Here is a 12,397-nt window from a genome sequence, read left to right on the forward strand (position 1 = left end):
CCCGGCACCCGCCCCCGGCCGGCGCCCGGAATCCGCCCGTCAGGCGGTCTCGGCCCCCGAGACCGCCTGGATCTCCGGCTGCGTGTCCGCCTGGAGCTCGTCGGCGTGCTCACCCGTCACCAGGTACACCACCCGCTTGGCCACCGACACGGCGTGGTCGGCGAACCGCTCGTAGTAGCGGCCGAGCAGGGTGACGTCCACGGCCGTCTCGATGCCGTGCTTCCAGCGGTCGTCCATCAGGTGCTGGAAGAGGGTGCGGTGCAGCAGGTCCATCTCGTCGTCGTCCTGCTCCAGCTGGAGCGCCAGGTCGACGTCCTTGGTGATGATCACCTCGGCGGCCTTCGCCATCAGGCGCTGCGCGAGCTGGCCCATCTCCAGGATGGTGGCGTGCAGGTCGCTCGGGACCGCGCGGTCCGGGTAGCGCAGGCGCGCGAGCTTCGCCACGTGCTGGGCGAGGTCGCCCGAGCGCTCCAGGTCGGCCGACATCCGCAGCGACGTGACGACGATGCGCAGGTCCGTCGCCACCGGCTGCTGCCGCGCCAGCAGGGCTATGGCCCGGGCCTCCAGGTCGTGCTGGAGCTCGTCGACCTTCTGGTCGGCCTCGATGACGGCCTCGGCCAGCTTCAGATCGGAGTCGAGCATGGCGGTCGTGGCGCGCCCGATCGCCGACCCGACCAGCCGGGCCATCTCCACCAGACTGTCGCTTATCGAGTCCAGTTCCTCGTGGTACGCGTCCCGCATCAGGCTTTCCCTCTCGTGCGTCTGTGTCGGGGGTTCATCGGGCCGGGGCCCGCCGAACGAGCCGGGGCCCACCGAACAACCGGCGGTACGACCGTCGTATGACCAACGGTCCGAACCCCACGCTCCCACGTTCCGCCCCGTACGCGTCCGTTTCCGTCATCCCAAATGAACCAATACTGGCTCCAAGGTGAACTCTGGGCGACGAGTGTTCGAGCTCGCACCCCGACGGCTGTGGAGGGTGCCCGAGCCATGCCTAACCTGGGTACATGGACGTGAACGCGGCGGTCGCCGCAGCGGCAGCGATCGCCGGGGTGCTCACCGGTGTCATCGCCATGCTGGCGTTCCGGTGGAGTGAGCGCGAGCAGAAGCGCCCCACCCGCAGCTCCCTGCACACCGACGCGGTGCTCCCGCCGGGCGTGGACACGGTCCTGTCGGTCCTCCGGTCGTCCGCCGTCGTCCTCGACGAGGCGGACGCCGTGGTCAAGGCCAGCTCGGCGGCGTACGCCCTCGGCCTGGTCCGCGGCGGCAAGCTCGCCGTCGAGCCGATGCTGCAGATGGCCCGGGACACCCGCCGGGACGGCGAGATACGCCAGGTCGAGCTCGACCTGCCACGGCGCGGCACCGGACGCGGAGAGGCCCTGGCCGTCTCCGCGCGGGTCGCGCCGCTCGGCTCCCGGCTGGTGCTGCTGCTCGTGGAGGACCTGACCGAGGCCCGCCGCATCGAGGCGGTCCGGCGCGACTTCGTCGCCAACGTGAGCCACGAGCTGAAGACGCCGGTGGGCGCCCTCTCGCTGCTCTCCGAGGCCGTGATGGACGCCTCCGACGACCCCGAGGCCGTCGAGCGGTTCGCCGGCCGCATGCAGATCGAGGCCACCCGGCTGACCAGCCTGGTGCAGGAGCTCATCGACCTCTCACGGGTGCAGAACGACGACCCGCTGGAGGACGCCGAGCCGGTCCGCGTCGACGAGCTCGTCGCCGAGGCCGTCGACCGCTGCCGGCACCAGGCCGGCGCCAAACAGATCACCATGGCCGCGGGAGGCACCGCCGACCTGCGCGTATGGGGAAACCGCGGCCAGCTCGCCGCCGCCCTCGGCAACCTCGTCGAGAACGCGGTCAACTACTCGCCCGCCCGCACCCGCGTCGGCATAGCGGCCCGCAGCGTGACCGCGCCCGGCGGGGACCACATCGAGATCGCCGTCACCGACCAGGGCATCGGCATCTCCGACAAGGACAAGGAGCGCATCTTCGAGCGCTTCTACCGCGTCGACCCGGCCCGCTCCCGTGCCACCGGTGGCACGGGACTGGGGCTGGCGATCGTGAAGCACGTGGCCGCCTCGCACGGCGGGGAGGTCGCGGTGTGGAGCGCCGAAGGCCAGGGCTCCACCTTCACCCTGCGGCTGCCGGAGGCCGGTGCGGCCCGCGACCGCGCACATCAGCAGACCGCCCGACACGAGCGCGCAGGAGGCGCGGGCCTCGACGAGGAGGCCGGGCGGTCCACCCCCACATCCCCCGAATCAGCCGCGTACGAAACGCTTCCCGCCCCGGAGGTCCTTCCGTGACCCGAGTGCTCGTCGTCGAGGACGAGGAGTCCTTCTCCGACGCCCTGTCGTACATGCTCCGCAAGGAGGGCTTCGAGGTCGCGGTCGCGACCACGGGCCCCGACGGACTCGACGAGTTCGAGCGCAACGGCGCCGACCTCGTCCTGCTCGACCTGATGCTGCCCGGCCTGCCGGGCACCGAGGTGTGCCGCCAGCTGCGCGGCCGCTCCAACGTCCCGGTCATCATGGTGACCGCCAAGGACAGTGAGATCGACAAGGTCGTCGGGCTGGAGATAGGAGCCGACGACTACGTCACCAAGCCGTTCTCCTCGCGCGAGCTGGTCGCGCGCATCCGTGCGGTGCTGCGCCGCCGCGGCGAGCCCGAGGAGGTCACCCCGGCGGCCCTGGAGGCCGGTCCGGTCCGCATGGATGTCGACCGGCACGTGGTCACCGTCGGCGGCACCAAGATCGACCTGCCGCTGAAGGAGTTCGATCTGCTGGAGATGCTGCTGCGCAACGCCGGCCGCGTCCTGACCCGCATGCAGCTCATCGACCGCGTCTGGGGTGCCGACTACGTCGGTGACACCAAGACCCTCGACGTCCACGTCAAGCGGCTGCGCGCCAAGATCGAGCCGGACCCGGGCGCCCCGCGCTACCTGGTGACGGTCCGCGGCCTCGGCTACAAGTTCGAGCCGTAGACCGGCCGCGCACGACGGCGGATCAGAGCGAAGGGCGGGACCTCCCCTCGGGGAGGTCCCGCCCTTCGCTCTTACGACGACTGCTCAGTGACCGGCGTCCGCGCTCGCCGAGGCCGCGTCGCTCGGCGTGCCGGACGCCTCGTGGCCACCCGGCGTCTCGCCGTCCGCGGGGCTCTCCGACGCGCCCGAGGCACCCTCGGCCGGGGAACCGGACGGCGACCCGGAGGGGGACGACGACGCGCCCGGCGCGGCCGGGACCTCGGACGGGCCCCACTCCTTGAAGTAGTGCTCGGCGGGCACGACGAACGCGCGCAGGCTCACGGCACCCGTCTTGCTGAAGGTGAAGGTGACCTTCTGGGCGTTGCCGTCCTGCACGGCCTCACGGCTGCTCGGCAGGATCGCCGCGGCGTTGTCCTTGCCGCCCAGGATCAGCGAGCCGCCGGGCGGGATGCTGAGGCTGCCGCCCTTGGCGGGCTTGAGCTCGGCGGTCTTGCCGGTGCCGGGGAGGGTGATGGACTCCAGCGTCTCGGCGCTCTTGCCGGAGTTGAACAGGGTCGCGGAGACCGCGGCCGGGCCCGTCGACTCGAGGTCGGGCTGCGTGATGACGATCGCGTTCTGGATCTTGATGTCACCCACGCTCGTGGCCGCGTTGTCCGGCTGGATCTGCAGGGTCTGGGCGTTGTTGCCGGCGCCGCACGCGGCGAGCGAGGCGATCGAGAACGCGGTGACGGCGGCGGCGAGGGCACCGCGTCGAAGGCTGCTGCTCACGGCGGCGGCAACTCCTTGACTCGAGCGGAGCGGCCGGAAAAGCCGCCCTAAGTGTCTGTCAGCGGGCCTTAGGTTACCGAGCCGTCCTCCTCCGGCCGCACCCGACCCCCCGTCACCGGCGATCCCACCTGAGTCACACATGACTCCCGGGTCACATTGACGCGGTGCTCGTCCGGCATTCACATAAGAGCCGCGAGGAGTACCGCTAAGAGCCCCGGGGAGTACCGCAAATGTTCCGTGGAGGAATGCGCGGAGCACCTCGGAATTGATCATCGGTGGCCCGACGGGGTGGCTCGTGATCAATTCCGGATTCGACCGGAACCCGGCTCAGGCCTCCGAACGGAGTAGCGGAAGTCGATCATACGGAACCGGACATATGGGGATGTTCGGCCTTCTGGAGGATGCTCCGGATGCGTGTAGCGTACGCGTTTCGCTCACCCCGGAGAGCCGCTCTCACCTGCGAATACCTTCTTCCACTCCGTGTCCGAAGCACGTTCCTGTTGGAGTTGTCAAGCCCCGAGATATGCCCTGACCTGCGAAAACGCCATTCAGAACCCGCAGTTTCCGTGTTACCCTGGATAGCCACGGAAGGGGTACCTGTCACATGACGTTCAAGGTTGGCGACACCGTGGTCTATCCCCATCACGGGGCCGCGCTGATCGAGGCTATCGAAACTCGCCAGATCAAAGGCGTGGACAAGACCTACTTGGTGCTGAAGGTCGCCCAGGGCGACCTGACGGTACGTGTGCCAGCGGACAATGCGGAGTTCGTCGGCGTGCGTGATGTGGTCGGTCAGGACGGGCTGGACCGGGTCTTCGAGGTGCTGCGCGCGCCGTACGCCGAGGAGCCCACGAACTGGTCCCGTCGATACAAGGCAAACCTGGAGAAGCTCGCCTCGGGCGATGTCATCAAGGTCGCGGAAGTCGTGCGTGACCTGTGGCGTCGTGAGCGTGAGCGTGGACTCTCCGCCGGTGAGAAGCGCATGCTCGCCAAGGCCCGCCAGATCCTGGTGAGCGAGCTGGCCCTCGCGGAGAACACCAACGAGGACAAGGCCGAAGCTCTGCTCGACGAGGTTCTCGCCTCCTGAGGCGAAGCCGGTCGCTCAGCGCCGTGCTTGTCAAGGCTGCTGCTGATCAAGGCTGCTGATCAAGCGCGCGCCTGCACATCGAAATGCCGCGGTGCCCGATGACGAATTCCTTGTCGCCGGGCGCTGCGGCATGTTCATACCCTGATCCCGATGCACCGCCACCCCGGGATGTGTTATCACTCACGCCCCGGTTGTTCGTCTGGCGTGCCGGGCCCGGGCAGCGGGCTCGACCGGCGTCACGGAAGGGTCCGGTCGAGCGGGTCGCGCCCGGCACTCCTCCAGCCCATACCCACGCCAGGCCAGCACACAAACCTGACAGGAACCGATGTCTGACGATTCGCGTCCCTCGCCGCCCGCACGCCCCTCCACGGCCCGTACGGCGGTCGTGATCCCGGCCGCCGGCCGGGGTGTCCGGCTCGGCCCGGGCGCCCCCAAGGCACTCCGCGCGCTGGGCGGCACCCCCATGCTGATCCACGCCATCCGGGCGATGGCCGCCTCCCGCGCCGTCTCCCTGGTCGTCGTCGTGGCCCCGCCCGACGGTGCCGCCGAGGTCAAGTCGCTGCTCGACGCGCACGCGCTGCCCGAACGGACGGACTTCCTCGTGGTCCCGGGCGGGCAGAGCCGCCAGGAGTCCGTGAAGCTCGGCCTCGACGCGCTGCCGCCCGGCCACGACATCGTGCTGGTCCACGACGCGGCCCGGCCGCTGGTGCCGGTGGACACGGTCGACGCCGTGATCGAGGCCGTACGGGACGGCGCACCGGCCGTGGTCCCGGCGCTGCCGCTGGCCGACACCGTCAAGCAGGTCGAGCCCGCCGGCACCCCCGGCGAGCCGGAGCCGGTCGTCGCCACGCCGGAGCGCGCGCTGCTGCGCGCGGTGCAGACCCCGCAGGGCTTCGACCGGGCCACGCTGGTGCGGGCGCACGAGACGGTGACCGGCGAGGTCACCGACGACGCCGGCATGGTCGAGCAGCTCGGCCTCACGGTCGTGGCCGTCCCCGGCCACGAGGAGGCCTTCAAGGTCACCCGCCCCCTGGACCTGGTCCTCGCGGAGGCGGTCCTGGCCCGCAGGAGGCTCAACGATGGCTTCTGACCAGCCCGTTCTGCCCCAGGTCGGCATCGGCACCGACATCCACGCCTTCGAGGAGGGCCGCGAGCTGTGGTGCGCCGGCCTGAAGTGGGAGGACGCGGGCCCGGGCCTGGCCGGCCACTCCGACGCGGACGTCGTCGCCCACGCCGCCTGCAACGCCCTCTTCTCCGCCGCCGGTCTCGGCGACCTCGGACAGCACTTCGGCACCGGTCGTCCCGAGTGGTCGGGCGCCTCCGGAGTCACCCTCCTGACGGAGGCCGCGCGCATCGTGCGCGAGGCGGGCTTCCGGATCGGCAACATCGCCGTACAGGTGGTGGGCCCCCGCCCGAAGATCGGCAAGCGCCGGGACGAGGCCCAGAAACTCCTGTCGGAGGCGGCCGGGGCTCCGGTGTCGGTGTCGGGAGCGACGACGGACGGCCTGGGCTTCCCCGGCCGGGAGGAAGGGCTGATGGCGGTGGCCACCGCGCTGGTCGTGCGCACCGGCTGAAGACAAGGCCCCGGGCGTTCCCATTGCCGATGTCACGAATATGTGCGCCCCCGGGGTGAAGGTCCTGAGGCACACCCCGGGGCCCACTACCCTGGAGTGGTGACTATTCGCCTGTACGACACCAGCGCCCGGCAGATCCGTGACTTCGCCCCGCTCCAGCCGGGTTGCGTCTCGATCTACCTGTGTGGTGCCACCGTGCAGGCCGCCCCGCACATCGGGCACATCCGTTCCGGGCTGAACTTCGACATCATGCGCCGCTGGTTCGAGTACCGCGGCTACGACGTCACGTTCGTGCGGAACGTCACCGACATCGACGACAAGATCATCTACAAGGCCGCCGAGCAGGGCCGCCCCTGGTGGGCCATCGGCTACGAGAACGAGCGCGCCTTCAACGAGGGCTACACCGTGCTCGGTTGCCTGCCCCCCACCTACGAGCCGCGGGCCACCGGCCACATCACCGAGATGGTCGAGATGATGCGCGGCCTCATCGAGCGCGGGCACGCCTACGAGGCCGACGGCAGCGTCTACTTCGACGTCCGCTCCTGGCCCTCCTACCTGGAGCTGTCCCGGCAGGACCTCGACGAGATGCGGCAGCCCGCCGAGGAGGGCATCACCGGCAAGCGCGACCCGCGTGACTTCGCCATGTGGAAGGCGGCGAAGCCGGGGGAGCCGAGCTGGGAGACGCCGTTCGGGCGCGGCCGCCCGGGCTGGCACCTGGAGTGCTCGGCGATGGCCCACAAGTACCTCGGGACCGCCTTCGACATCCACGGCGGCGGCCTCGACCTGGTCTTCCCGCACCACGAGAACGAGATCGCGCAGGCCAAGGCCTACGGCGACGAGTTCGCCCGGTACTGGGTGCACAACGCCTGGGTCACCATGAGCGGCGAGAAGATGTCCAAGTCGCTCGGCAACTCGGTTCTGGTCAGCGAGATGGTCAAGCGCTGGCGTCCCATCGTGCTGCGCTACTACCTGGGCACCCCGCACTACCGGTCGATGATCGAGTACAGCGAGGAGGCACTGCGCGAGGCCGAGTCGGCGTTCGCGCGGATCGAGGGCTTCGTGCAGCGCGTGGTGGAGAAGGCCGGCGTCGTCGAGCCCGCCCCCGAGGTGCCGCTCGCCTTCGCCGAGGCCATGGACGACGACCTGGGCGTGCCGCAGGCGCTCGCCGTGGTGCACACCACCGTCCGGCAGGGCAACAGCGCGCTGGCCGCCGACGACAAGGAAGCCGCCGTGGCCCGGCTCGCCGAGGTCCGCGCCATGCTCGGCGTGCTCGGCCTCGACCCGCTGGACCCCCAGTGGGCCGGAGAGGGCGACCGCGGCGAGGACCTGCACGGCGTGGTCGACACGCTCGTCCGCATGGTCCTCGACCAGCGCGAGGCCGCCCGGGCCCGCAAGGACTGGCCCACCGCGGACGCCATCCGCGACCAGCTCGGCCAGTCCGGCCTGGTCATCGAGGACGGCCCGCAGGGACCGCGCTGGAGCCTCGGCCCCCGCTGAGACGAGCCCCACGGGCTGATCGACTGTGCCGCCCGGGCCTCCGGGCGGCACACTGCATAGACGGAACAGACACACACAGCCGTACGGACGCAGTCGTACGTACGCGACACTCACGGAGACGAGTAGCTCAATGGCCGCGAACAACCGCCGCATGTCCGGCAAGAAGGGCGCGCAGGTCGGCAGTGGCGGCCAGCGGCGCCGGGGCCTGGAGGGCAAGGGCCCCACCCCGCCCGCCGAGATGCGCAAGGGACACAAGAAGAACCGCGTCGCCAACGCCAAGGCGAAGCAGGCCGTCCGCCGGCCCACCGTGCGCGGGCGCGGCGGCAAGGGCACGTCCGAGCTGGTCGTCGGACGCAACCCGGTCCTGGAGGCGCTGCGCGAGGGCGTCCCGGCCTCCACCCTCTACGTCCAGCAGTTCATCGACAACGACGAGCGGGTGCGTGAGGCCCTCCAGGTCGCCGCCGAGCGCGGCGGCATCAACCTCATGGAGGCCCCGCGTCCCGAGCTGGACCGGATGACCAACGGTCTCAACCACCAGGGCCTGGTCCTCCAGGTCCCGCCGTACGAGTACGCCCACCCCGAGGACCTGGCGTCCGCCGCCTACGACGACGGGGTCGACCCGCTGATCGTCGCCCTCGACGGCGTCACCGACCCGCGCAACCTCGGCGCGGTCGTCCGCTCCGTCTCCGCCTTCGGCGGGCACGGCGTGGTCGTCCCCGAGCGCCGCGCGGCCGGCATGACGGCCGGCGCCTGGAAGACGTCCGCCGGTACGGCGGCCCGCACCCCGGTCGCCCGTGCCACGAACCTCACCCGGGCCCTCGAGGCGTACAAGAAGGCCGGCATCACGGTCGTCGGCCTGGCCGCCGACGGCGAGGCCGAGGTCGGCGAGCTTCCGGCGCTGGACGGCCCCGTCGTCATCGTCGTCGGCAGCGAGGGCAAGGGCCTGTCCCGGCTGGTCGGGGAGACCTGTGACGTCCGCGTGCGGATCCCGATGCCGGGCGGCGCCGAGTCGCTCAACGCCGGTGTGGCGGCGGGGATCGTGCTGTACGAGGCGGCCCGCCGACGCCGCTGAACAAGCGTCCGGAACTTCACCCGTGCGGGGTAATTCCGGTGTCAACGGGGCGATGAGGACAAGCTTGACGGGGTCCGGACAGATCCGGCGGGTCAAAGCAGTGTCCTAACGCGACGTCACTCGGTTAGATGAGTGTGGACACCAGAACACCCCGCACACCCACGGGGGACCGCTCGTCGGGACTCGACGACGCTCCCGCGCTGAGCATGGTGAAGGTGCCGAGCGACCCGGCGCAGGTCATCGTCAATCACGCGGTTTTCCGCGTGCAGTTGGGCGTCTCGACGCGTCGCGTCCAGTCCCCCCGGGTCGCACGGCATCTGACCGCCACCGAGGACACCGCCCGCATGCCCCGGGTGGGGGGCGAGACGGACGGAGCCACCGCCCGCCGCCGGCCGGTGGTCTGGAGCGGCAGATCCGCCCCCGACGACACCGGCGCGCACCGGCTCCTGCAGGCCGTGCGGCACGAGAGCGTCCGCCACGCCGACGAGCCCGCCTCCGACACCGGAGCCACCCAGGTCATCTCCCGCGTGGGCCCGGGCTACGACAGCCCGGGCTACCAGGGCGCGGGCTACGGCGGCGACGGCTATGGGGACGGCGGCTACGGGGACGACCTCGCCCAGACCGTCGAGACCCCGGTCGTCGGCCCGCAGCGCACCCACGAGCCCGCCGACAGCACCCGGCTGCTGCCGCCCATGCGCACGGTCGGCAGCGCCTACGACGAACCGGCGTACGCGGACGCCGAGTTCGAGGAGTCCGCCACCGACGCGGACGACACCGGCGGCCGGGCCAAGCGGCACGGCGACGACCCGGCCCGGCACGCCTACTACCCGGGCCGCCGGATGAACCTCGGCGTCGTCCTGCTCCCGCTGCGCGTCTTCCTCGGCTTCATCTCGATCTACGCCGGCATGGGCAAGCTGTGCGACCCCGTCTACTTCGAAGGCGGCAAGCGCGGCTCCATGGTCAAGTGGCTCAACACGCTGCACCCGTGGGAAGTGGCCGAGCCGCTGCGCCAGTTCGCCTTGGAGCACCCGGTCGGTGCCGGTCTGGTCATCGCCTTCGCCCAGGTCATCGTCGGTGTCCTGACGGTGCTGGGCTGCTGGCAGCGCGTCGCCGCGTGTATGGGCGCCCTGCTGTCGGCCGCGCTGCTGGTCACGGTCAGCTGGAAGAGCGTCCCCGCCTACGAGACCCCCGACATCATCTACCTCGCCGCATGGTCGCCGCTGATCATCGCCGGCGCCCCCGTCTACTCCGTGGACGGCCGCCTCGCCGGCAGCGCCTGGCGCTGGCTCGGCCCCCGCGCTGACATCTGGGACCTGCGCCGCTATGTGCTGCGCCGTGGTGTCCTCGTCACCGCCATCGTCACCGGCATCACCCTGCTTGTCGGCTCGCTGCTCGGCGGCGCCGTCCGTGACGCCGACCGGGTCGTCGTCCCGGGTCCCGGCGCGGCCCCGCGCAACGAGCTGCCCGGCTCCCCGCTCCCGGGCGAGCCCGGCAAGCGCCAGGAGAAGCGGACCCCGTCGGCCTCCTCGTCGCCCACGCAGGGCGCCACGGCCGGCTCGGCGAGCCCCAGCGCGGGCACCACGACCAGGCCGGACGCCACGCGCGACACGGGCACGGTCACCGGTGGCTCCCCGAGCCAGACCCAGGGCACGGTGGGCCAGGCCCCGCCCCAGCGGTCCACCCCGGAGAACCAGGCCCCCAGCACCACGACCGGCCCCACCTCCGGCGGCGGCACGGCAACGGGCGGCACGGGCTCGACCGGCGGCACGGGCGGCGGCGGCTCCTCCACGGGCCGCCCGGGCTTGGTGGGCGGCCTCCTGGGCTAGACCCCGACTCGAACACCAGAAGGCCCCGCACCGAGAGGTGCGGGGCCTTTTCACGGGTCCTTCAGGGCGCGTCTCGACGCCGGGGAGCCAGACGTCCTTCAGGGGCGCGGGGAACTGCGCGGGCAGCCACGACGGCCCCGCAGCCGCATGCGATGCCGAGGGCACCTCATGATGCGGGGGAGTCAGACGTCCTTCAGGGGCGCGGGGAACTGCGCGAGCAACCGCAACGAACCCGCAGACGAAGAAGCACACCGCACGCTGCAGCCGGCTAGCGCCCCAACGCCGCCAGTTCCTTCGCCGCCTCCGTCAGATCCTTCGCCGTGTCGATGGCCCGCCAGTACGACCCCTGGGGGATCGTGAACCCGGCCAGCCGCCGCTCACGGGCCAGACGGGGAAACGTCGTCCGCTCATGGTCACCCCGTTCCGGCAACAGCCCGGCGAACTCGGGGGAGAAGACGTACACGCCGGCGTTGATCTCGAACGTCGACGGCGGCGCCTCGATGAAGTCGGTGATACGCCCGAACCCGTCGGTCTGCACAGCCCCCCACGGCAGCCTCGGCCGCGCCAGCGCCAGCGTCGCGACGGCATCGCGCTCGGCGTGGAAATCGGCCATGTCGCGCAGCGAGAAGCGCGTCCAGATGTCCCCGTTGGTCGCGTACCAGGGCTGGTCGGGGTGAGGGAGATGCGCCGCCGCGTACTTGAGGCCGCCGCCGCGTCCGAGTGGCTCGGGCTCGACGACCGTCGTGACGGAGACGGGCAACTCGGCCGTCTCCAGCCACTTCTGCAGCACCTCGGCGAGATGCCCGCAGGAGACGACGACGTCCGTCACGCCCTCGTCGGCGAGCCAGGACAGCTGATGGCCGATGATCGGCGTCCCCGTCCCGGGAATCTCGACCATCGGCTTGGGCCGGTCGTCGGTGTACGGACGCAGCCGGGAGCCCTGGCCGCCGGCCAGCACGACGGCTTGAACGGGGCGGGACGCGGCACTCGGATCGCTCATGGACACGAACTGTACGTGGCGTCCCGCCCGGGACAGCGGCCGACGATCGATCTCACGCCGGCCGTGATGGACTTCCCACCCGTCGGCAGGGCGGTGCGCTCAGCTGTGCGCGGCCGCGACGCCGGTGGCGAAGGCGGTGTCGCAGACCGGGCGCGCGTAGGACTGGGCGCGGGTGGGGCCGTAGACGCGGACGGCGGCCTGGCCGAGGGCGCGGGCGATGGACGCGCAGTGCTTCGCCAGCGACGGGCGGCCGTTGACGGCCTGCTGGAGGTGGGTGAGGGCGACGCCCGGGTCCTCCTCCTGCAGTTCGGTCAGCAGCTTGTCGCGCAGGACGTCCTGGGGGGCGCGCTTGGCGACCCGTGGGGAAACCACGGAGGTGTCCGCGGCGGTCAGCACCGGGTCGGTGGAGTTCCCCGACCAGTTGACTCGGGTGACCGCGAGGGTCCCGGAGAGCACCAGGACGACGGGCAGGACGAATGCGAGGGTGCGGCCGATCCGGCGGGCGGGGCCCCGGCCGCGTCGCGTCTGTTGGTTCATGGAGTGCTTCACGCGTGTGAGGGTAGCGCCCGGTAATGGTTTGTAGACATTTAGTCACC

General features: G+C 71.4%; 12 protein-coding genes. 8 read left to right on the forward strand and 4 right to left on the reverse strand.

The window, feature by feature from the left end:
• Positions 1 to 39: 39 nt before the first annotated feature.
• Entirely contained in the window at positions 40 to 741 is a 702-nt protein-coding gene (phoU, locus tag K4G64_RS08795) for a phosphate signaling complex protein PhoU (protein ID WP_221755464.1), read from the reverse strand.
• Between the two features lie 266 nt (positions 742 to 1,007).
• Between phoU and K4G64_RS08800 the strand changes: the two genes are divergently transcribed.
• Together K4G64_RS08800 and K4G64_RS08805 are read left to right on the forward strand one after the other, a co-directional pair.
• On the forward strand, positions 1,008 to 2,300 hold the full coding sequence (locus K4G64_RS08800; protein ID WP_221755465.1) for a cell wall metabolism sensor histidine kinase WalK: 1,293 nt from the start codon (positions 1,008 to 1,010) through the stop codon (positions 2,298 to 2,300).
• Positions 2,297 to 2,977, forward strand: a complete 681-nt coding sequence (locus K4G64_RS08805; RefSeq protein ID WP_030243122.1) for a response regulator transcription factor — start codon at positions 2,297 to 2,299, stop codon at positions 2,975 to 2,977. The genes K4G64_RS08800 and K4G64_RS08805 overlap by 4 nt, the downstream gene beginning before the upstream one ends.
• Positions 2,978 to 3,061: 84 nt before the next feature.
• Here the strand turns inward: K4G64_RS08805 and K4G64_RS08810 are convergent, their stop codons facing one another.
• A complete protein-coding gene (locus K4G64_RS08810; protein ID WP_221755466.1) occupies positions 3,062 to 3,745 on the reverse strand; it encodes a DUF461 domain-containing protein in 684 nt (227 codons plus the stop codon).
• A 604-nt stretch (positions 3,746 to 4,349) separates the two neighbouring features.
• Here K4G64_RS08810 and K4G64_RS08815 point away from each other — a divergent pair.
• From K4G64_RS08815 to K4G64_RS08840, 6 genes are all read left to right on the forward strand, one after another.
• Positions 4,350 to 4,832 carry a CarD family transcriptional regulator gene (locus K4G64_RS08815; protein WP_003953493.1) on the forward strand — a complete coding sequence of 161 codons (483 nt, stop codon included), beginning with the start codon at positions 4,350 to 4,352 and terminating at the stop codon, positions 4,830 to 4,832.
• Positions 4,833 to 5,157: 325 nt separating this feature from the next.
• A complete protein-coding gene (ispD, locus tag K4G64_RS08820) occupies positions 5,158 to 5,922 on the forward strand; it encodes a 2-C-methyl-D-erythritol 4-phosphate cytidylyltransferase (protein ID WP_221755467.1) in 765 nt (254 codons plus the stop codon).
• Entirely contained in the window at positions 5,912 to 6,406 is a 495-nt protein-coding gene (ispF, locus tag K4G64_RS08825) for a 2-C-methyl-D-erythritol 2,4-cyclodiphosphate synthase (protein WP_097217387.1), read from the forward strand. Before ispD ends, ispF begins: the two co-directional genes overlap by 11 nt.
• Before the next feature lie 99 nt (positions 6,407 to 6,505).
• The gene (gene cysS / locus K4G64_RS08830) at positions 6,506 to 7,903 is read left to right on the forward strand and encodes a cysteine--tRNA ligase (protein ID WP_221755468.1); all 1,398 of its coding nucleotides are present in this window, start codon (positions 6,506 to 6,508) and stop codon (positions 7,901 to 7,903) included.
• Positions 7,904 to 8,033: 130 nt separating this feature from the next.
• Positions 8,034 to 8,975, forward strand: coding sequence for a 23S rRNA (guanosine(2251)-2'-O)-methyltransferase RlmB (rlmB, locus tag K4G64_RS08835; RefSeq protein ID WP_221755469.1), 942 nt, complete (start codon positions 8,034 to 8,036; stop codon positions 8,973 to 8,975).
• Positions 8,976 to 9,103: 128 nt separating this feature from the next.
• Entirely contained in the window at positions 9,104 to 10,801 is a 1,698-nt protein-coding gene (locus K4G64_RS08840; protein ID WP_221755470.1) for a DoxX family protein, read from the forward strand.
• Positions 10,802 to 11,069: 268 nt separating this feature from the next.
• Here the strand turns inward: K4G64_RS08840 and K4G64_RS08845 are convergent, their stop codons facing one another.
• Together K4G64_RS08845 and K4G64_RS08850 are read right to left on the reverse strand one after the other, a co-directional pair.
• A complete protein-coding gene (locus tag K4G64_RS08845; RefSeq protein ID WP_221755471.1) occupies positions 11,070 to 11,801 on the reverse strand; it encodes a nucleotidyltransferase family protein in 732 nt (243 codons plus the stop codon).
• A 99-nt stretch (positions 11,802 to 11,900) separates the two neighbouring features.
• Positions 11,901 to 12,350 (reverse strand): hypothetical protein, encoded by a 450-nt coding sequence (locus K4G64_RS08850; protein ID WP_221755472.1) that lies wholly within the window; start codon positions 12,348 to 12,350, stop codon positions 11,901 to 11,903.
• Positions 12,351 to 12,397: the final 47 nt, after the last annotated feature.

This window comes from Streptomyces sp. WAC04114 (genome assembly GCF_019733245.1).
GTDB lineage: Bacteria > Actinomycetota > Actinomycetes > Streptomycetales > Streptomycetaceae > Streptomyces > Streptomyces massasporeus_A.